The organism is Pseudomonas sp. 13B_3.2_Bac1 (genome assembly GCF_025466205.1).
Classification (GTDB): Bacteria; Pseudomonadota; Gammaproteobacteria; order Pseudomonadales; family Pseudomonadaceae; genus Aquipseudomonas; species Aquipseudomonas fluorescens_H.
This window is the reverse complement of sequence record NZ_JANLOG010000079.1, coordinates 102,508-122,204: the sequence shown is the minus strand read 5'-3', so window position 1 is coordinate 122,204 and position 19,697 is coordinate 102,508. Positions and strand designations below refer to the sequence as shown.

Annotated in this window: 16 protein-coding genes and 2 pseudogenes; 8 read left to right on the top strand and 10 right to left on the bottom strand. The window is 61.7% G+C overall.

Annotation, left to right across the window (positions count from 1 at the left end):
• Nucleotides 1-210: 210 nt before the first annotated feature.
• Both NTD85_RS27770 and NTD85_RS13370 read right to left on the bottom strand, forming a co-directional pair.
• Nucleotides 211-987, bottom strand: a pseudogene (locus NTD85_RS27770) (cache domain-containing protein); the annotation flags it as partial.
• Nucleotides 988-1,179: 192 nt separating this feature from the next.
• Nucleotides 1,180-2,499 (bottom strand): Na+/H+ antiporter family protein, encoded by a 1,320-nt coding sequence (locus NTD85_RS13370; protein ID WP_003223519.1) that lies wholly within the window; start codon nt 2,497-2,499, stop codon nt 1,180-1,182.
• Between the two features lie 451 nt (nt 2,500-2,950).
• Here NTD85_RS13370 and NTD85_RS27765 point away from each other — a divergent pair.
• A pseudogene (locus tag NTD85_RS27765) lies at nt 2,951-4,240 on the top strand (HAMP domain-containing protein); the annotation flags it as partial.
• 102 nt (nt 4,241-4,342) lie between these two features.
• Nucleotides 4,343-5,098, top strand: coding sequence for a methyl-accepting chemotaxis protein (locus tag NTD85_RS27760; protein WP_371262551.1), 756 nt, complete (start codon nt 4,343-4,345; stop codon nt 5,096-5,098).
• Nucleotides 5,099-5,224: 126 nt separating this feature from the next.
• Here NTD85_RS27760 and NTD85_RS13360 read toward each other — a convergent pair whose 3' ends face one another.
• The 4 genes from NTD85_RS13360 to NTD85_RS13345 are packed head-to-tail and all read right to left on the bottom strand — an operon-like array spanning nt 5,225 to nt 7,835.
• On the bottom strand, nt 5,225-6,538 hold the full coding sequence (locus NTD85_RS13360) for a sensor histidine kinase (protein ID WP_262142376.1): 1,314 nt from the start codon (nt 6,536-6,538) through the stop codon (nt 5,225-5,227).
• Nucleotides 6,535-7,203: a response regulator transcription factor gene (locus NTD85_RS13355; protein ID WP_003223514.1), complete on the bottom strand. Its 669-nt coding sequence runs from the start codon at nt 7,201-7,203 to the stop codon at nt 6,535-6,537. Before NTD85_RS13355 ends, NTD85_RS13360 begins: the two co-directional genes overlap by 4 nt.
• 3 nt (nt 7,204-7,206) lie before the next feature.
• Nucleotides 7,207-7,527: a PepSY domain-containing protein gene (locus NTD85_RS13350; RefSeq protein WP_003223510.1), complete on the bottom strand. Its 321-nt coding sequence runs from the start codon at nt 7,525-7,527 to the stop codon at nt 7,207-7,209.
• The gene (locus NTD85_RS13345) at nt 7,527-7,835 is read right to left on the bottom strand and encodes a PepSY domain-containing protein (protein WP_003223509.1); all 309 of its coding nucleotides are present in this window, start codon (nt 7,833-7,835) and stop codon (nt 7,527-7,529) included. Before NTD85_RS13345 ends, NTD85_RS13350 begins: the two co-directional genes overlap by 1 nt.
• 261 nt (nt 7,836-8,096) lie before the next feature.
• Between NTD85_RS13345 and NTD85_RS13340 the strand changes: the two genes are divergently transcribed.
• The 6 genes from NTD85_RS13340 (at nt 8,097) to NTD85_RS13315 (ending at nt 14,840) form a co-directional block, all read left to right on the top strand.
• Nucleotides 8,097-9,176 carry a patatin-like phospholipase family protein gene (locus tag NTD85_RS13340; RefSeq protein ID WP_262142375.1) on the top strand — a complete coding sequence of 360 codons (1,080 nt, stop codon included), beginning with the start codon at nt 8,097-8,099 and terminating at the stop codon, nt 9,174-9,176.
• Nucleotides 9,177-9,271: 95 nt separating this feature from the next.
• Entirely contained in the window at nt 9,272-9,628 is a 357-nt protein-coding gene (gene queD, locus NTD85_RS13335; protein ID WP_003223505.1) for a 6-carboxytetrahydropterin synthase QueD, read from the top strand.
• 448 nt (nt 9,629-10,076) lie between these two features.
• Nucleotides 10,077-11,348: a cytosine permease gene (gene codB, locus NTD85_RS13330; RefSeq protein ID WP_262142374.1), complete on the top strand. Its 1,272-nt coding sequence runs from the start codon at nt 10,077-10,079 to the stop codon at nt 11,346-11,348.
• Nucleotides 11,349-11,362: 14 nt separating this feature from the next.
• Entirely contained in the window at nt 11,363-12,598 is a 1,236-nt protein-coding gene (codA, locus tag NTD85_RS13325; protein WP_262142373.1) for a cytosine deaminase, read from the top strand.
• Between the two features lie 113 nt (nt 12,599-12,711).
• Nucleotides 12,712-13,368, top strand: coding sequence for a carboxymuconolactone decarboxylase family protein (locus tag NTD85_RS13320; protein ID WP_262142372.1), 657 nt, complete (start codon nt 12,712-12,714; stop codon nt 13,366-13,368).
• Between the two features lie 320 nt (nt 13,369-13,688).
• Nucleotides 13,689-14,840, top strand: a complete 1,152-nt coding sequence (locus NTD85_RS13315) for an MFS transporter (protein WP_262142371.1) — start codon at nt 13,689-13,691, stop codon at nt 14,838-14,840.
• A 118-nt stretch (nt 14,841-14,958) separates the two neighbouring features.
• Here NTD85_RS13315 and NTD85_RS13310 read toward each other — a convergent pair whose 3' ends face one another.
• The 4 genes from NTD85_RS13310 to NTD85_RS13295 form a co-directional block, all read right to left on the bottom strand.
• Entirely contained in the window at nt 14,959-17,382 is a 2,424-nt protein-coding gene (locus tag NTD85_RS13310) for a TonB-dependent siderophore receptor (RefSeq protein WP_262142370.1), read from the bottom strand.
• 98 nt (nt 17,383-17,480) lie between these two features.
• Nucleotides 17,481-18,464, bottom strand: coding sequence for a FecR family protein (locus tag NTD85_RS13305; RefSeq protein WP_262142369.1), 984 nt, complete (start codon nt 18,462-18,464; stop codon nt 17,481-17,483).
• Nucleotides 18,465-18,504: 40 nt separating this feature from the next.
• Nucleotides 18,505-19,005, bottom strand: coding sequence for a sigma-70 family RNA polymerase sigma factor (locus NTD85_RS13300; RefSeq protein ID WP_003223490.1), 501 nt, complete (start codon nt 19,003-19,005; stop codon nt 18,505-18,507).
• Between the two features lie 95 nt (nt 19,006-19,100).
• Nucleotides 19,101-19,478: a cytochrome c gene (locus NTD85_RS13295; RefSeq protein ID WP_262142368.1), complete on the bottom strand. Its 378-nt coding sequence runs from the start codon at nt 19,476-19,478 to the stop codon at nt 19,101-19,103.
• Nucleotides 19,479-19,697 lie beyond the last annotated feature (219 nt).

Sequence of the window (19,697 nt, the reverse complement as noted above, 5' to 3'; positions counted from 1 at the left end):
GGCGGACATCTCGTTGATCGCCGTGGCGACCTGATCGGTCTCGTGGCGCTGACGCTCCATCGCCTGATCGGAACGCTGAGCCTGATCGGAAACCTGGGTCACCAGGCCGGTCAGTTGCGTGGTCATCTCGGTGATCTGCCGCACCAGACCGTGGATCTTGTCGACGAAACGGTTGAACGAGCCAGCCAGTTCGCCGAGTTCGTCCTGGCTGGTGATGTTCAGCCGACGGGTCAGATCGCCCTCGCCCGCCGCGATGTCGTCGAGGTTGGCTTTCATCAGGTTCAGCGGGCGCAGAATGGTGTTGGCCAGCAGCATCCCCGCGATGGCAATCACCAACAGCACCACCAGCGCCACACCAACGATGCTGAGGATCACGCCTTCCATGCGCTCCTGCACTTGCGCCTGCACCACCGCGACTTGCGCTTCGATGCCGTCGAGGTTGACCGACGTACCGACCGCCATGTCCCACTTCGCCAGGTACTCGGTGTAACCGAGTTTCGGCACCAGCACGTTGGCATTGCCCGGCAGTGGTGAGCTGTATTGCAGATAGTGGGTGCCGTCCTTCGCCACTTTCACCAGGCCGAGGTTGACGTAGACGCCATTCGGGTCACGGTTGTCCTTGAAACTTTTGCCCACGCCTTCGGGGTCGTTGGCCTTGAACAGGCGCACGGTCTCGGAGTCGTAGCCGAAGAAGTAGCCGTCCTTGCCGTAGCGGATGCCCGACAGCAGCTTGATCGCCTGCGCCCGCGCCGCGTTGTCACCGGGGGCGGCAGCGTCGTACAGCGGCTTGATCGTGGTCATCGCCACGGCGACGTAACTTTGCAGCGTGGCCTTGGCGTCGGCGAGCAAGCGCTCGCGGGTCTGTTCGACTTCGGTGTGCGCCTGTTGCTGGAGAATGAACAGCGTGGTCAGGCTGATGACCAGCGCAAAGAGCAGCACCGGCAGGACGGCAAGGGACAGGACTTTGGCCTTGAGACTCAAGCGCATGGGGGGCTCACTCTTTTGGTTTTATTGGCGTGGTTAAAGGCGTTAACGGCACGCGCAAGCAAAAGTTGAGCGGGGGATTCACCGCATTCCCCTGTGGGAGCGGGCTTGCTCGCGAAGGCGTCGTGTCAGTCAACATTTATGTTTCTGATACACCGCTTTCGCGAGCAAGCCCGCTCCCACAGGTTTCAGCGTTTACAACACCATCGCGGCCACCCAGCCAAACGCCAGCAGCGGCAGGTTGTAGTGCAGGAAGGTCGGGACCACAGTGTCCCAGATGTGGTGATGCTGGCCATCGACGTTCAGCCCGGAGGTCGGGCCCAGTGTCGAGTCCGAGGCCGGCGAGCCGGTGTCGCCCAGCGCCCCGGCGGTGCCGACGATGCACACGATGGCCATCGGGCTGAAGCCCAACTGCACGCACAGTGGCACGAAAATCGCTGCCAGAATCGGCACCGTGGAGAACGACGAGCCGATACCGATGGTTACCATCAGGCCCACCAGCAGCATCAACAGCGCGCCGATCGCCTGACTGTGATCGATCCACGCCGCCGCACTTTCGACCAGCGAGCGCACTTCGCCGGTAGCCTTGAGCACTTCGGCGAAACCCGAGGCGGAGATCATGATGAAGCCGATCATCGCCATCATTTTCATGCCTTCGGTGAACAGGTCATCGGTCTCGCGCCACTTGACGATGCCCGAGGCCGAGAAGATCAGGAACCCGGCCAGTGCGCCGATAATCATCGAATCCAGCAGCAACTGAATGATGAACGCGGCGGCAATCGCCAGACCGGCAATGCCAATGGTCTTCGGGTTGTAGGCGACGCTGACCTGTTCGACCTGCTCAATCTTTTCCAGATCGTAAACGCGCTTTTTCCGATAGCTGAAAAACACCGCCATCAACAGGCCGAAGACCATGCCCAGGGCCGGAATCGCCATGGCGTGCATGACGTTGATCTGGCTGATATCGACCCCGGCCTTGCTGACGTTGGCCAGCAGGATCTGGTTGAGGAAGATGTTGCCGAAACCCACCGGGAACACCATGTACGGGGTGATCAGGCCGAAGGTCATGACGCAGGCGATGAGCCGGCGATCCAGCTGCAACTTGGTCAGTACATAGAGCAGCGGCGGCACCAGCAGCGGGATGAACGCAATGTGGATCGGCAGGATGTTCTGCGAGGCAATCGCCACCACCCACAGCAGGCCGATCAGTAGCCACTTGACGCTGCCGCCGCCGGTCGAGTGTTGGCGGTCGACCATCGCCAGGGCCTTGTCGGCCAGCGCATGGGCCAGTCCGGACTTAGCAATCGCCACGGCGAAAGCGCCGAGCAATGCGTAGGACAACGCCACCGTCGCCCCGCCACCCAGGCCGCTGTTGAACGCCTTGAGTGTGGCGTCGATGCCCAGACCACCGGTCAGGCCACCGACCAACGCACCGACGATCAGGGCGATCACCACGTGCACGCGGGACAGGCTGAGGATCAGCATGACGCCGACCGCAGCAATCACTGCATTCATTTCACTACCTCAAAAACACTGCGATGAAATCATCACCGCCAGACAGGATGAGTCCGCCAACGCTTGACCGGCGGATTTGCAAAGAGGGTCTTATTAGAAGGGCGCGCACTGTGCCGCAGAGTGGCGGCGGTGTCAAAGCGAGCGGCTGAACTGAAATGTAACTGACAATGCAGAACCCGGTGATGCGCAGGAGATCCCTGTGGCGAGGGAGCTTGCTCCCGCTCGGCTGCGCAGCAGTCGCAAACTCGGTAGACGCGTTATGCCTGAATGACCGCATTAGCAGGGTTTGGGGGCGCTACGCACCCCCAGCGGGAGCAAGCTCCCTCGCCACAGGGGCCTAAATGTCACTCAGCTGCGGCAATTGGTCATATTGCGCCTGAACAATAAAGAAAGCCGAAACGCGGCCGTTACAGTGCAAAGTCTCAGATATTTATCGAATAAGGACGTCTCCATGTCGCTCAGACAACTTTCCATTCAATGGAAAATCACCCTGCTCGCCGGCCTGTGCCTGGCGGGCATCGTGACCCTGCTGGTGGGTCTTTCGCTGTATCGCATGGAGCACAGCTCCGAGCTGGTGAAAGCTTCGAGCATGGAGATGCTGACCGAGTCAGCCCAGGCGCGCATTGAATCGCAAGGCGAAGTGCAGGCTGCCGGTATTCGCCAGCAGTTCATGGACGCCTATCAATACGGTCACGGTTTCTCGCGGCAGGTGCTGTTCCTGCGCGAACAGGCCGAGAAGCGCTTCCTCGACGCCTTCGACCTGCGCGAAGACATGACCCGCCAGGTCAAGTCCGCCCTGCAAGCCAACCCGGATCTGCTCGGTCTGTCGCTGGTGTTCGAAGCCAATGCGCTGGACGGCAAAGATGAGCTGTTCGCCGGTCAGGCCGAGCTGGGCAGCAATGACAAGGGCCGCTTCGCCCTGTACTGGTCGCAGCCGACGCCCGGCAAAGTCACCTCGATGGCGCTGCCGGAAAGCGACATGGCCGACACCAGCACCGGCCCCAGCGGTCAGGCCGCCAACGCCTGGTTCACCTGCCCGCGCACCACGCTCAAGCCGTGCGTGATCGAACCGTACTTCTATGTGATCGACGGTCAGAACGTGCTGATGACCAGCATCGTCTTCCCGCTGATGGTCAACGGTAAAGTCATCGCCTCGCTGTCGGTAGACATCAACCTCAACAGCCTGCAAGCGATCAGCCAGGGCGCGAGCAAAAAGCTCTACGACGGCCAGACTGCCGTGAGCATCATCAGCCCCACCGGTCTGCTCGCCGGCTACAGCCCGGATGCGAGCAAACTGAGCAAGCGCCTGGATGCCGTGGATACCGTCAGCGGCGCCGAACTGCTGCGTCAACTCGCCGCCAGCAGCAGCGTCAGCAGCCTGCACAGCAACGGCCAGTTGAAAGTGCTGTCGCCGTTCCAGCCGATCCCCGGCGGTCCGTCGTGGGGCGTATTGCTCGACGTGCCGGAAAAGGTGCTGGTCAGCCGCGCCGAAGCGCTCAAGCAGCAACTCGATGCGAGCAACAACTCCGGCACCCTGATCGAGCTGAGCCTCGGCGTGCTGGCGGCATTGGTCGGCCTGCTGCTGGTGTGGCTGATGGCGCGCAGCGTGACCAAACCGATCCTCGGCGTGGCCCACATGCTCGAAGACATCGCCAGTGGTGAAGGTGATCTGACCCGCCGTTTGGCCTATGACAAGAAAGATGAACTCGGTCAACTGGCCGGCTGGTTCAACAAGTTCCTCGACAAGTTGCAGCCGATCATCGCCGAAGTGAAACGCTCGGTGCAGGACGCGCGCAACACCGCCGACCAGTCCTCGGCCATCGCCACCCAGACCAGCGCCGGCATGGAACAGCAATACCGTCAGGTCGATCAGGTCGCCACTGCGTCCCACGAAATGAGCGCCACCGCGCAGGACGTCGCACGCAGTGCTGCGCAAGCCGCCGAAGCGGCGAAGGACGCCGACCGCGCCACCCGTCAGGGCCTGACCGTGATCGACCGCACCACCGCGAGCATCGACACCCTCGCCGCCGACATGAGCGCGGCGATGGTTCAAGTCGAAGGCCTGGCCGCCAACAGCGAGAAGATCGGCACTGTGCTGGAAACCATCCGCGCCATTGCCGAACAGACCAACCTGCTGGCGCTCAACGCCGCGATCGAAGCCGCCCGCGCCGGTGAAGCCGGGCGCGGTTTTGCCGTGGTCGCCGACGAAGTGCGCAACCTCGCCCGCCGCACCCAAGAGTCGGTGGAAGAAACCCGTCAGGTGATCGAACAACTGCAGACCGGTACTCAGGATGTGGTCGGGTCGATGGGCAACAGCCATCGTCAGGCGCAGGGCAGTGTCGAGCAGGTCGGGCAAGCGGTGACCGCACTGCGCCAGATCGGCGATGCAGTGACGGTGATCAGCGACATGAACCTGCAGATCGCCAGCGCGGCGGAAGAACAGAGCGCGGTGGCCGAGGAGATCAACAACAACGTGGCGACCATTCGCGACGTGACCGAATCGCTGTCCGGGCAGGCCAACGAGTCGGCGCGGGTGAGCCAGTCGCTGAACAGCCTGGCGAATCAGCAGCAGAGTCTGATGGATCAGTTCCGGGTCTGACTGCCCCACCCTACCCTGTAGGAGCTGCCGAAGGCTGCGATCTTTTGATCTTGGTTTTTAATAGATCAAAGTCAAAAGATCGCAGCCTTCGGCAGCTCCTACAGGGGATTTGTGGTGTTGGGAAAATCAGCGTTTAGGCAACTCGATCACCACTTTCAACCCGCCCCACTCACTCTCGCCCAACACCAGCAACCCGCCCCACGTCTCGACGATATCGCGCACAATCCCCAGCCCCAGACCATGCCCGTCAGTCTGCTCGTCGAGCCGCGTGCCACGGCTGAATACCTGAGTGCGTTGCTCTTCGGGAATCCCCGGCCCGTCATCTTCAACGCTCAGGGCGTAGCCGTCAGTACGTTCGATCACACTCAGACGCACCTCGGCATCCGCCCACTTGCAGGCGTTGTCCAGCAAGTTGCCGAGCAGTTCCAGCAAGTCCTCGCGATCCCACGGCAGTTGCAGCCCCGGCGGCGCGACGTAGCTCAGCGCCAGATGCTCGCCGTGGATCATGTTCAGCGTCGCCAGCAGGCCCGGCAATTCCGCGTCACAGTCGAACAACGCACCCGGCAGCGCATCACCGGACAACCGCGCGCGATTGAGTTCGCGATTGAGCCGCTGTTGCACCTGCTCCAGTTGTTCCTTGAGGATCTTGCCCAGCTCCGGATGGGCATCGAGTTTTTCGCTCGATGCCAGACTGAGCAGTACCGCCAACGGCGTTTTCAGCGCATGCCCCAGATTGCCCAGTGCATTGCGTGAACGCTTGAGGCTGTCCTCGGTGTGCGCCAGCAAATGGTTGATCTGTGCCACTAGCGGCTCCAGCTCGACCGGCACCTGATCGTCCAGTTGCGAACGCTGGCCCTGTTGCAACTGGGCGATCTGCTCGCGCGCCCGTTCAAGTGGCTTCAACGCGCGGCGCACCGTCAGCCGTTGCAGGAGCAGAATCAGCAGTAACCCGGCCAGCCCCAGGCCGAGACCGATCTGGCGCATGCGCTGGAAACTCTCGCGCACCGGGGTGTAATCCTGGGCGACGCTGATCGAGATCGACTGCCCCAGACGTCGATAGTCCGAGCGCAATACCAGCAACTGCTGACCGTCCGGCCCCAGTTGCAGGTTGCTGTGCAAACCGGGGTGTTCCAGCAGCGGCAGATCCTGATCCCACAGCGAACGCGAGCGCCAGTGGCTGTCGGCAAAATCGATGCGGAAGTAATGTCCGGAAAACGGCCGCTGATAGGCCGGCGACAGGTGCCGCTCATCCAGCTGCAACCCCTGCGGGCCTCGCACCAGCGCCACCAGCAGGCTTTCGCTGTCGTTGCGCAGTCCGGCTTCGAGATAGCGCTGCAAACCGACTTCGAACAACCACAGACTGGTTTGCGCCAGCACCAGACCGACGATCACCATCACACTGATCAAGCCCAGGCTCAAACGGCGCTGGATCGACCTCACGAAGCTTGCCCGCCGAACAGGTAACCCTGGCCGCGACGGGTTTCGATCACGGCTTTACCAAGCTTGCGCCGCAGGTGGTTGACGTGAACTTCGAGGACGTTGGAATCACGCTCGGTCTCGCCGTCGTAGAGGTGCTCGGCGAGGTGGGTCTTCGACAGGATCTGTTCCGGGTGCAGCATGAAATAACGTAGCAGACGGAATTCGGCGGCAGTCAGCTGAATCTCGCTGCCGTCGCGGATCACGCACTGGCGACCTTCATCCAGATGCAGGCCGGCGGCTTTCAGCGTCGGCTGATTGGCCTGGCCCTTGGAGCGACGCAGCAACGACTGCACCCGCAAATGCAGCTCTTCGGGATGGAACGGTTTGGTCAGGTAATCATCGGCACCGGCCTTCAGGCCTTCGATGCGCTCGGCCCAGGAATCGCGGGCGGTGAGGATCAGCACCGGGGTCGACAGGCCCCCGGCGCGCCATTGCGCCAGCACCTCCAATCCCGGAACGCCGGGCAGGCCGAGGTCGAGAATGATCAGGTCATAGGGCTCGCTGCTGCCCTGATAAACCGCATCGCGCCCGTCCGCCAGCCAGTCCACCGCGTAGCCTTGGCGCTGCAGGCCAGCGATCAGTTCGTCGGCGAGCGGCACGTGGTCTTCCACCAGAAGCAAACGCATCGGTCAATCTTCCTTGTCTTTGAGTAATTGGCCGGAATCGGCTTTCAGGTGCAGTTCGCGCGCCACGCCCTCGACCGTCAGCAACTCGACTTCATAAACATAGACGTCGTGCTTTTCCTCCAGCTCGACTTCCAGCAGTTTCGCTCCGGGGTAGCGATCCAGTGCCTGTTGCAGCACCTGTTCCAGCGGCAGGATCACCCCCTGCTGACGCAGACGCAGTGCTTCATCGGGGCCAAGATCACGGGCCACCGCCACCGAGCAGAATGCCAATAGCACCAGGGCCAGTCGGCTGCCGGTGCGTGGCTGTAACAAATACGGCTTCATTAAGTATCCTGATGATCCTTGAGCACTTGCCCACTGACCGCGTCCAGTTCCAGGTCCCACTCCAGCCCTTGCGGGTCACGCATTTCGATCTGGTAGATGTACTTGCCGTACTGCTCTTCCAGCTCGGTATCGGTGATGGTCGAACCCGGGTGTCTGGTCAGCGCCGTGGCGTTGAGCTTCTCGAAGGACACGATAGTACCAGCGTCGCGCAGGCGCAGGGCTTCATCGGGTCCAAGATCGCGGGCGTGGGCGAGGCTGGCGGTCAGGCCGATGATCGCGGCGATGGACAGGGCAGTCAGGGTTTTCATGGGTGTCTCCGTATTTTTATGTGCAGCTACGGTGGGCACCTTAGCGGGATGAACTTAACTGAAACTGAATTGCCATCATTGCCCCTGGCACCAACCTCATTTGCAGATTCATGCAAAACCCTGTGGGAGCGGGCTTGCTCGCGAATGCGGTGGGTCAGCAATAATGATGGCGACTGACACACCGCATTCGCGAGCAAGCCCGCTCCCACAGGGTCAAGTAGTGCGCCTATAATCCAAAGCTTGCTAACGATCGAGACCGGTATGACCGCCATCCACATCAAGTTCCCAGCCCTCACCCTCAAGGCCGGCCCTCGGGCCATGGCACGCATTCGTGCCCAAGGGCTGAACGCCGCTGACGTCGGCACCCTGCCCGGTGCGGCCGGCGGGCCGAAGGCATTGGGGATTCAGGGGCTTGATCTGGCGTTGTTCGGCGAATGGCTGCCGAGCGCGCCGCGCGAGCGCTCGCTGATCGGTGCGTCGGTCGGCTCCTGGCGCTTCGCCAGCGCCTGCCTGCCGGATGCCGCCGAAGGCATTCGCCGCCTCGGCCATTTGTATGCCGAGCAGAACTTCAACAAAGGCGTGACCATGGCCGAGATCAGCGCGAGCTCGCAGCGCATGCTCAATGACCTGCTTGACGGCCGCGACGCCAGCATCCTCAACAATGCCGACTACCGCCTGAACATCATGGTGGTCAAAAGCCACGGACGCCTGGCCGACGATCATCGTGGCCGCCTCGGCCTGGCGCTGGGTTCGGTAATCGCCGATAACCTGCGCGGTCGCGCGCGCCTGTCGCGACACTTCGAACGGCTGATCATTCACGATCCGCGCCTCGCCCCGCCGGTCAATGCGCTGCACGACTTCCCGTCGCGCTTCGTCGCCCTCAATGCCGGCAACCTGCGCCAGGCGCTGCTAGCCTCGGGGTCGATCCCGATGGTCATGGAAGGCGTGCGCGACCTGCCGGGTGCCGGTGCCGGCACCTTCCGCGATGGCGGGCTGCTCGACTATCACCTCGACCTGCCCTACAGCGGCGACGGCATCGTGCTCTATCCGCACTTCACCGACCGGGTGATTCCGGGCTGGTTCGACAAGACTCTGCCTTGGCGCAAGGCCTCGGTCGAGCGCTTGCAGGACGTGCTGTTACTGGCACCGTCGAAGGAATATCTGGCGCGCCTGCCCTACGGCAAACTGCCGGATCGTAACGACTTCAAGCGCTTCATGGGCGATGCGCCGAGCCGCCAAAAGTACTGGCACGCGGCGATGGACGAAAGCCGCCGCCTCGGCGACGAGTTTCTTGAACTGGCTGCCAACGGTCGCCTCGCCGAGCGCTTGCTGACCCTTTAGTCAGTGTTTTCCCGCATCGCCAAACACAAGCTGGTAAACTCGCCGCCTGCCCGAATCGCTGCGGCGAACGCCACCTGAACAGAGCCGAAAATACTGTGGAAATCTTCAAGGAATTTACTTTCGAATCCGCCCACCGCCTGCCGCACGTACCGGACGGCCACAAGTGCGGGCGCCTGCACGGTCACTCGTTCAAGGTGGCGATTCACCTGAGCGGCGACCTCGATCCGCACACCGGCTGGATCCGCGATTTCTCCGAGATCAAGGCGATTTTCAAGCCGCTGTACGAGCGTCTGGATCACAACTACCTGAACGACATTCCCGGCCTGGAAAACCCGACCAGCGAAGTCCTGGCCAAATTCATCTGGAATGAAATGAAGCCCCTGCTGCCGGAACTCAGCGCGATCCGCATTCACGAGACCTGCACCAGCGGTTGCATTTATCGCGGTGAGTGATTCAACACAATCCCCCCTGTAGGAGTGAGCCTGCTCGCGATAGCGGTTTGTCAGACACATTGATTTCAGATGTGCCGATGCCATCGCGAGCAGGCTCACTCCTACAAAGGACTGGTGTTTTGTCAGGAAAATAGAGAACAGCCCCCCGAGGCTGTTTTTTTATGCCTATGCTTTTTGGCTTCCCGCGACATCCCCGACATCTGCCCCCAACACAGTTCAAAACTGTGGGAGCGGGCTTGCTCGCGAAAGCGGTGTATCAGTCGCCATCTGCATTGGCTGATCGGGCGCATTCGCGAGCAAGCCCGCTCCCACATTGGGCCTGTATGTGTTCTGGTGCACTGCTTTCGCCCCGAAATCCCTGACTCAGCTATACATAATCCGCATAACGGTCTTTGGCACGACCACTGCAACCCACCCCGCGTCTCCCCAATCCAGCAAGGAACGCCCCATGACGCAGAACGATCCCGGCAACGACTACCCCCTCAGCGAAGTCCCGATGCATGCACGCAAAGGCCTGGCCTCAACCGCTATGGTGCTGCTCGGTTTCACCTTCTTCACCGCCACCATGTTTGCCGGCGGCAAGCTCGGCGTCGCGTTCAGTTTTGGCGAGATGCTCGCGGTAATCATCATCGGCAATCTGCTGCTCGGGCTCTACGCGGCAGGGCTGGGTTACATCGCGTTCAAAAGTGGCCTGAATTCGGTACTGATGGGCCGTTTCTGTTTCGGCGAGGTCGGCAGCAAGCTCAGCGACCTGATCCTCGGTTTCACCCAGATCGGCTGGTACGCCTGGGGCACTGCGACCGCCGCCGTGGTGCTCGGCAAATACTTCGATCTTGATGAGGGCACGGTGCTCGGCCTGATGGTGCTGTTCGGCCTGGTGTTCTGCGCCACGGCGTATGTCGGTTATCGCGGCCTGGAGATCCTGTCGTACATCGCAGTGCCAGCGATGATGTTGCTGCTGATGCTGTCGATGTGGGTGGCGACGGTGAAAGTTGGCGGCTTCGATGGTTTGCTGGCCGTGGTGCCGAGCGGTTCGCTGGACTGGTCGACCGCGATCACGCTGGTGTTCGGCACTTTCGTCAGCGGCGCGACCCAGGCGACCAACTGGACACGCTTCTCGCGGTCGGCACGGGTTGCCGTGCTGGCGAGCCTGATCGGTTTTTTCATCGGCAATGGCCTGATGGTGCTGATCGGTGCCTACGGCGCAATCGTCTATCAGCAGCCGGACGTGGTTGAAGTGTTGCTGCTGCAAGGTTTCGCCATGGCCGCGATGGCCATGCTGTTGCTGAATATCTGGAGCACCCAGGACAACACCATCTACAACTTCGCCGTCGCCGGCTGCAACCTGCTGCGCACCGGGCGGCGCAAAACCGTGACCCTGGCGGGCGCGGTGATCGGCACCCTGCTCGCCCTGCTGGGCATGTACGACATGCTGGTGCCGTACCTGATTCTGTTGGGTACGGTAATTCCGCCGATTGGCGGGGTGATCATGGCCGACTTTTTCTTCCGTTGGCGCGGGCGCTATCCGCGTCTGGCCGACGCACGGCTGCCGGCGTTCAACTGGCCGGGGCTGGGGGCTTACGCGGTCGGCACACTCGCTGCGTTCCACTCGCCGTGGGTTGCGCCGCTGGTAGGGATTGCTGCCGCCGCGCTAACGTATGTCATCGTCACCGGCCTGCTCGGCGCCCGTCGCGCCGCCGTGCCATTACAAGACCTATAAGAAGGATTCGCCTGATGCACATCATCAACGCCCGACTGCGCAACCAGGAAGGTTTGCACGAATTGCACCTGGAAGACGGTCTGATCCGCAGTATCGGTCGCCAGACCGAAGCTCCGACCCTCAACCCCGGCGACCTCGACGCCGGCGGCAATCTGGTGGTGCCGCCCTTCGTCGAGCCGCACATCCACCTCGACGCCACGCTGACGGCCGGCGAGCCACGCTGGAACATGAGCGGCACGCTGTTCGAGGGCATCGAGTGCTGGGGAGAGCGCAAGGACACCATCACCGAAGAAGACACCAAGACCCGCGCCAAGAAAACCATTCAGGCCTTGGCCGCCCACGGCATCCAGCACGTGCGCACCCACGTCGACGTCACCGATCCGCAGCTCACCGCGCTCAAGGCGATGCTCGAAGTGCGCGAAGAATCCCGGCATCTGATCGACCTGCAAATCGTCGCGTTCCCGCAGGAAGGCATCGAGTCGTACCGCAACGGTCGCGAGCTGATGGAAGAAGCGATTCGCATGGGCGCCGATGTGGTCGGCGGCATTCCGCATTTCGAGTACACCCGTGATCAGGGCGTCAGTTCGGTGAAGTTTCTGATGGACCTGGCCGAACGCACCGGGTGTCTGGTTGACGTGCATTGCGACGAGACCGACGACCCGCACTCACGCTTTCTCGAAGTGCTCGCCGAAGAGGCACGCAGTCGCGACATGGGCGCGCGGGTCACGGCCAGCCACACCACGGCGATGGGTTCTTACGACAACGCTTACTGCGCCAAACTGTTCCGCCTGCTCGGCCATTCCGGGATCAGTTTCGTCTCCTGCCCGACCGAAAGCATTCACCTGCAGGGGCGCTTCGACAACTTCCCGAAACGCCGGGGCGTGACCCGGGTCAACGAGTTGCTTGAAGCCGGGATGAACGTGTGTTTCGGCCAGGACTCGATCGTCGATCCGTGGTATCCGCTGGGCAACGGCAACATCCTGCGCGTGCTTGAGGCCGGGTTGCACATCTGCCATATGCTCGGTTATCGCAACCTGCAGAACGCGCTGGATCTGGTCACCGATAACAGCGCCAAAGCCATGCATCTGGGCGAGCGTTACGGCCTGGAACAAGGACGCCCGGCCAACCTGCTGATTCTGTCGGCGGACAGCGATTACGAAATGATCCGCAGCCAGGGCCTGCCGCTGTATTCGATTCGCGGCGGCAAGGTGTTGATGAAACGGCAAATGGCGGTGGTGGAGTTCGTCTAAGGTGTAGAGATCGGTGTCATTTCGATGCCGATCCATCCTTATGATGTCGTCCTTTCATGCCGTAGTTCGCGAAGTTGAACAGCCGCCATCCTCACGTTGCTTGAGGACATGCCATGCAACCGAAAACCGCTAACGCTCCCATGCTCACGCTATACAACGAAGGTCGTCAGACTTTCATCGACCTTGTTCCCGACGGCGGCGCCCGCCTCGATGCACTGTTTCATACAGTCCCCACGCTGGCTGAACTGGCAGTGGGTGTGGTGTACGGGCATCTGCACGCTCGGCCGGGCCTTGATCCACGCCTGCGTGAAGCGGTTTCATTTGCTGCAATCGTTGCGTCGGGCATGGTCGGGCCACCGCTGAGCGTACATTTCAAAACCGGAATGGCGGCGGGTCTGGCGCCTGGGGAAATCACCGAAGTGTTGTTGCAGGCTTCAGCCTTTGCCGGCTTCCCCCGTGCTGTGAGTGCTGCGGATCAACTCAATCATCTGTTCGAGGATGCCGGACTGACTTCGCCACCGCCCCCCACTCCCCGGGAAGTGGCGCTGCAGTTTTGTGATCAGGTTCGTGCGGGACATCCACCGATTCCTGTCAGCACTGCGCTGAAGCGCCAGTTGCGTCAGGCCGACACACTGACATTGCAAGCGTGCTCGGCACAGACAGTGATCATCGAGTGCTTCCAAGCGGACGAGGTCACGCCGCAAGCAATCCTGCACCTGATGGTGCAAGGTGATCAGGCGACGAGAGTGACGCTTTTTGCTCCCCGCTGAACGCAGAAACTGATGCAGGTTTGAGCGCTGTTTCAGGCGCCAAATGCATTGCCTGAACCACCGCCTTCGCGGGCAAGCCCGCTCCCACAGGGTTCTGCACAGAACGGGCATTTGTGAACACCGGTCATCCAATGTGGGAGCGAGCTTGCTCGCGAAGGCTGCGTATCAGTCGCCATATTCATTGGCTGATATACCGCATTCGCGAGCAAGCTCGCTCCCACAGGTTAGGATGTCGACTGCACTTCCCCAAGACCTGCGATCGAACCTCGACGCGCGATCACTGTCATTCGGGGACGCGACGTTTTTTGCCAAGGATCGATATGACCAGCCTCAACCCCCAAGACACCCTCGTCCCCGGACGCCTGCAACAGATGTCGACGCGCATCGCCTTTTTCATCGCCGGCCTCGGGATTGCCGCGTGGGCGCCGCTGGTGCCGTACGCCAAGGCCCGCGCCGGACTCGATGAAGGCACGCTGGGCCTGTTGCTGTTGTGCCTGGGAGTCGGCTCGATTCTGGCGATGCCGCTTGCGGGGATTCTCGCCACGCGCTTCGGCTGCCGCAAAGTCGCCACCGGCGGCACCCTGCTGATTTGCGCGGCCCTGCCATTGCTGGCAACGGTGTCGTCGATACCGGCGCTGATCGCCACGTTGTTCATGTTCGGCGCCGGTTTGGGCACGGTGGATTCGACCGTCAACCTGCAAGCGGTGATCGTCGAACGGGCCAGCGGCAAGCACATGATGTCCGGGTTTCATGGCCTGTTCAGCCTCGGCGGGATCGTCGGCGCGGCCGGTGTCAGCGCCCTGCTCGGCCTCGGGCTGACACCGCTGGCAGCGATGCTGGTGGTGGTGGCGGTGTTGATCGGCGCACTGTTCAAAGCGGTGCCGCACATGTTGCCCTACGGCAGTGAAAGCTCCGGGCCGGCGTTCGCCATTCCCCACGGTATCGTGCTGTTCATCGGCGGGATGTGTTTCATCGTGTTCCTCACCGAAGGCGCAGCGCTCGACTGGAGCGCGGTGTTCCTCGCGCAGGAACGCGGGATCGACACGGCGTATGCAGGACTCGGTTACGCGGCGTTTGCCCTGACCATGACGGCCGGACGTCTGATGGGTGACCGGATTGTCCGGCGTCTAGGCGCCACGCGGATCATTCTGTTTGGCGGTCTGCTGGCAGCGGCAGGCCTGTTTCTGGCGACCTTCGCCCCGAGCTGGGAAGCCGCGCTGCTGGGTTATGCGCTGGTCGGCGCCGGCTGTTCGAACATTGTGCCGGTGCTGTACACGGCGGTGGGCAAGCAAACCGTGATGCCGGAAAGCATCGCGGTGCCGGCGATCACCACACTGGGTTATGCGGGGATTCTGGCGGGGCCGGCGGTGATCGGCTTTGTCGCGCATGCCAGCAGTTTGAGTTTTGCCTTCGGCTTGATGGCGCTGCTGTTGGTGGCAGTAGCCATTGGCGGCAAAGTCCTCAAGGTCTGAACACCCATCATTGTGGCGAGGGAGCTTGCTCCCGCCGGGTTGCGAAGCGACCCCAAAAAATCGGGCCTGCTGCGCAGTCCAGCGGGAGCAAGCTCCCTCGCCACAGGGTCAGGCGTCATTAGAAACCGACGCTGGCCTGTACAAAGAACGTCCGCGGTGCGCCCACATACATTCCCGAATTGTTGTCGCTGGAACGGGTGAAATACTGCTTGTCGAAGACATTTTTCACCCCGGCGCCGAGCTTCAGGTTCGACACCTGCGGCCCGAAGTCGTACCCGCCGCGCACGTTCCAGGTCACGTAACCCGGGATGTCGCCGTACTGCCCGTCAGCCGTGCCTTCGGTGATGTAGTTGCCGTTGAAGCTGCCATCGGCGTTGACCCCAGTGCCCGGCGAGCGCTGTTTCGATTGGGCGAAACCGTCGATGTTGTACGTCCAGCGATTGATGTCGTAACGCAAGCCCACGGTCGCCACCTGCCGCGAATAGAACGGCAGATCACGGCCCTTGAAGCCCGGAATCTCGCCTTCGTAGGTGGCGCGGGTGTAGGTGAAACCGGCGTTGGCGGTCAGGCCGTCCAGACGCGGATCGAGCGCCGCCATGTCGTAATGTACCGACGCTTCGATGCCTTGGTGCTTGGTCGCGCCAAGGTTGGTCCAGCCGACATCGTTGCTGATGTATTGCAACTCGTCATCGAAGTCGATGTAGAACAGCGTCACTTCCCCGCCCCACACGTCATCGTTGTAGCGCGTGCCGATTTCGTAGGTCTTGGCCTTTTCCGGCTCCAGACCGTTGGCGGTCTGGTCACCCGAGCCGCCCTGACCGAGCTGGAAATACTGCAGGCTGCCGAACGAAGTTTCGTAGTTGGCGAACAGTTTCCACGCGTCCGACAGGTGATACATCACGCTCAGCGCCGGCAGCGGTTCGTTGCTTTCGATGCTGCGGTTTTTCTCCGGCACGCGTTTACCCGAGGTGTCGAGTACGGCGCGGTCGTGCCAGTCGGTGCTGATGTGCTCGAAGCGAATGCCCGGGGTGATGGTCCAGTTGCCGACGTCGATCTTGTTGTCGACATACACCGAGTTGGCCTCGGTGCCACCGGTGCGGTCCTGGAACACATGGCCGTCGGACGTCGGGGTGACCACCGGCTGATTGTTGACCAGCGCCAGACGGCTCGACTGCTCGTGCATCGCCTCTTTCAGGTAGCGATAACCGACGCTGACTTCCTGAGTGGTCGGGCCGACATCAAACACCCGCGACACACGCGGCTCGACACCGAGGGTGTAGTAGGAACGCGGGTACGAGTTGAGGGTTTTCTGGTCGCGCGCGGCGATGGTGCTGCCGCGAAAGCTGTCGGTGTAGTAGGTGAGGATTTCTGCCTGGGTGCGCTCGTCGATCTGGCGAATCCACTTGAACGACACGTCCTTGCGCCGCCCGCTGAAATTGTCGTAATCGCGCACCGAATCATACGGTTTGTCGTCGTACTGCTTTTGCGTCAGGCCGCCGGGCATGTCGGCACTGGCGTCGTAGTAATGGAAGTTGAGGCTGAAATCGTCCTGATCGGTCGGCGCCCAATGGGTCTTGAGCAGCACGTCGTCGATGTCGTTGTCGTTGTTGCGCTCGCGGTAACCGTTGCCGTTGACCCCGGAATACAACAGCGCCACGCCCATGCCGTTGTCGGCAGTGCCGCCGAGGAACGCCGTGTCGATGTGCTTCCAGCCGCCGTAACGGGTGGTCTCCAGCGTGGTGCCGATTTCCCCGGTGGCTTTTTCCGGAATGGCGCGGGTGACGAAGTTGATCACCCCGCCGACGTTCTGTGGGCCGTAACGCACGGAACCGGCGCCGCGTACCACGTCGATGCTGTCGAGGTTGCCCGAGGAGATCGGCGCCATCGACAGTTGTGGCTGGCCGTACGGTGCGAACGCGGCGGGCACGCCGTCAATCAGCACCGTGGAGCGTGGCGACAAGCGTGAAGTCAGGCCACGCACGCCAACGTTCAACGCGATGTCGCTGCCGCCGGTGCCGTTGGAGTCCTGCACCTGCACACCGGGCACGCGCTTGAGCACGTCACTGACGTTCATCGCGCCCTGCTCGACCATGGCTTCGCGGCGGATCACCGTGCGTGCGCCCGGGTGGTTCTGCACCACGGCGGCATCGGCGTCGCCGAGCCAGTCGCCGACCACTTTGATGTCGGTCACGCCCAGTTCCAGTGGGCCATTGCTGGCGGCAGTTGCGGCCGGCGACAGGGTCACCGAGCCTTCGTTGATCTGATAGTCCAGGCCGCTGCCCTGCAACAATTGGCGCAACGCCTGCTCGGGAGAAATGTCGCCATCGACCGCCGGAGCCTGTTTGCCGGCGACCAGATCCGGGCTGAAAAACACCTGCAGCGAGGTTTGCTGGCCCAGCTCGCTCAGGGCCTGGCCCAACGGCTGGGCGCGGATGTGAATGGCCTCGGCGGCATAGGCCAGCGGCATCGCCGCATTGACCGCCAGCGCGAGGGCCAGCGGCAACCAAGGGGATTTTTTGTTGTTGGCTGAGGTGTTTTTCACGTCGAACGTAGTCCTGTGGATCGCAAGAGTGTGCGTCTGTTAATGCAAACCAGTTGCAGTTGAACAGGAAGACGATGAACTCGAAAAAAACCTGAATTTTATTTTGAAATTATTTCCTGACTGCCATCGGCCAGGGTGCGGACGGCCACCGGCAGGATGTTTGGCAGGGCCTTGAGCAAGGCGTCGGTGTTGTCGGATTTGAACACGCTGGTCAGGCGCAGACCGGCCACGGCCGGGTTGCTGACCGTCAGTGGCTTGTCGCGATAACGCGAAACTTCCGCCGCCACTTCGCTGAGACTGGCGTTGTTGAACACCAGTTTGCCGCTGCGCCAGGCCGTCAGTTCGGCGGGCTTGACCGCATACGCGGCAGCGACTTTGCCCTCGGCATCGACATGGGTGCCGAGGCCTGCGGTCAGGTTGATGAACTCGTTGTCCGGCGTATTGCGCCCCTGCACCTTGACCGTGCCCTGCTCCACCGCGACCCGGGTTTGCGTGACATCGCGGCGCACATCGAAACGCGTGCCGGTGACCGTGACCTTGCCACTACCGGCCTCGACCACGAACGGGCGCCCGGTGTCGTGCTGAACGCTGAACATCGCCTCGCCTTCACTCAATTCGATCAGCCGCCGATCCTTCTCATAGCGCACCTGCAGACGGCTGCGGCTGTTGAGGTCGATTACCGATCCGTCCGGCAGCGCCACATGCTTGCGCTCACCCAGCGCCGTCGCGAACTCGGCGCTATAACCGTCAGGGTGATTCAAGCCACTGAACAAACCGAGGCCGAGCGCCACTGCCAGCACACTGGCCGCCACGGCATAGCGCACCAGTGGGCGACGTTCGCGACGGCTCGGCGGGGTTTCAACGAGGGCCTTGAGGCGCGGCGCCGGCAGCAGATCCGCCGCCGTCCACAAGCCTTGCAGCAACTGGAATTCGTCACGGTGTTGCGGATGCTGGTTCAGCCAGACGTCGAAGCGCTGCTGTTCGTCGGCACTGATCAGTGGCTCCTGCAAACGCACAAACCAGCGTGCTGCCTCATCACGCACCGTTGTTTGCCCGCACGCGCAATCACGGGTATCCATCATGGAATGTCCTGTCGGGCTGGGGATGAAAAGCAGCGGCCGCTCATGACTGCATGCCGTCGAGGCGATCGCGCAAGTGGCGCAGGGTGCGGATCATATACTTTTCGACCATATTTCTGGACAGCCCCAGGCGCTCAGCGATTTCCGCCTGGGTCAGGCCTTCGATCTTCTGCCAGACGAAAATCTTCCGGCAGTTGAGCGGCAATTCCTGCAGCGCCCGTTCGATGGAGTCGGCCAGCTGGATCGCCTGCATGTAATGCTCCGGGTCGCCGGTGGACGACACACTGTGATCGATCGCCTGCGACTCCATGGCTTCCCGCCGATCCTCACGCCGATAACCGTCGACCGCGATGTTGCGGGCGGTCTGGTGCAAATACGCACGTGGCTGCTGCACCGCTGCCGAATCGGATTCGAGCACCCGCACAAAGGTGTCATGCGCCAAGTCCTCGGCCTGCGCGCGATTGCGCAGACGCCGGGTCCAGGTGCCGATCAACTCTTCGTAATGCTCGAAAAAGCCGGGTCTGCGGGGCAGCATGGGGTTCATGGCAGCGTGTGGTGGAAAGGGGCGTGAATAGTAATGCTTCCTATTAAGCCCGGCAATTCATTCCTTGGAGACCCGATCCGCCGTTCATCTCCAGGTCATCGTGCTTTTGCAATCACCTCACTCATGTATTGATGCAGATCGCGAAAATCCTGAACGCTCCAGGCGTGCGGCGCGATCTTCACGCCGTTGTCCTGCAAGGTTTTTGGAATCAGGTTTCCATTGGGACGAAGGATGATCGAGGACACGATGACGCCCGGATAATCCCTAAGGCGTTTCTTGAAGGTGGCTGTTGTCAGGTCAGGCGTTGGCGGATTGCTTTTATTGGCCAATGGCCCGGTTGCCTTGATATCGGCGCCGTGGCACACAGCACATCGCTGGACATACAGATTTTTGCCGTTGGCATTTTCCGCAACGGACAGGGAGGTCTGAATGACTGATAACAGAGCGAATAAGGTGACGAGGGTTGTTTTCATTTTTATAGAGGGTCAGAGGCTGAAACGGACGGCGCACAGCTAAGCACACATCAGGAAGCCAATTTCCACGTATCGAGAAATTGCCGGGCAGCGACCCACGTCGTCGAGTTTTTCGCAGCCGTCCCGCCTATTGTGTAAAATGCCGCCCGGGTGCCACCGCAACAACGCGGCAGGGCAGGTTTAATTCAGCGCAGGTCGGGCCGCCGCGCGGAGTTGCCG

Bases quoted from the DNA above. Each gene is read 5' to 3' on its own strand.
- NTD85_RS13315 (WP_262142371.1), top strand. From the start codon at position 13,689: ATGACCAGCCTCAACCCCCAAGACACCCTCGTCCCCGGACGCCTGCAA.
- NTD85_RS13350 (WP_003223510.1), bottom strand. From the start codon at position 7,527: ATGAAGCCGTATTTGTTACAGCCACGCACCGGCAGCCGACTGGCCCTG.
- NTD85_RS13355 (WP_003223514.1), bottom strand. From the start codon at position 7,203: ATGCGTTTGCTTCTGGTGGAAGACCACGTGCCGCTCGCCGACGAACTG.
- NTD85_RS13320 (WP_262142372.1), top strand. From the start codon at position 12,712: ATGCAACCGAAAACCGCTAACGCTCCCATGCTCACGCTATACAACGAA.
- NTD85_RS13305 (WP_262142369.1), bottom strand. From the start codon at position 18,464: ATGATGGATACCCGTGATTGCGCGTGCGGGCAAACAACGGTGCGTGAT.
- NTD85_RS13370 (WP_003223519.1), bottom strand. From the start codon at position 2,499: ATGAATGCAGTGATTGCTGCGGTCGGCGTCATGCTGATCCTCAGCCTG.
- codB (WP_262142374.1), top strand. From the start codon at position 10,077: ATGACGCAGAACGATCCCGGCAACGACTACCCCCTCAGCGAAGTCCCG.
- codA (WP_262142373.1), top strand. From the start codon at position 11,363: ATGCACATCATCAACGCCCGACTGCGCAACCAGGAAGGTTTGCACGAA.
- NTD85_RS13295 (WP_262142368.1), bottom strand. From the start codon at position 19,478: ATGAAAACAACCCTCGTCACCTTATTCGCTCTGTTATCAGTCATTCAG.
- NTD85_RS27760 (WP_371262551.1), top strand. From the start codon at position 4,343: ATGGAACAGCAATACCGTCAGGTCGATCAGGTCGCCACTGCGTCCCAC.
- NTD85_RS13300 (WP_003223490.1), bottom strand. From the start codon at position 19,005: ATGAACCCCATGCTGCCCCGCAGACCCGGCTTTTTCGAGCATTACGAA.
- NTD85_RS13340 (WP_262142375.1), top strand. From the start codon at position 8,097: ATGACCGCCATCCACATCAAGTTCCCAGCCCTCACCCTCAAGGCCGGC.
- NTD85_RS13345 (WP_003223509.1), bottom strand. From the start codon at position 7,835: ATGAAAACCCTGACTGCCCTGTCCATCGCCGCGATCATCGGCCTGACC.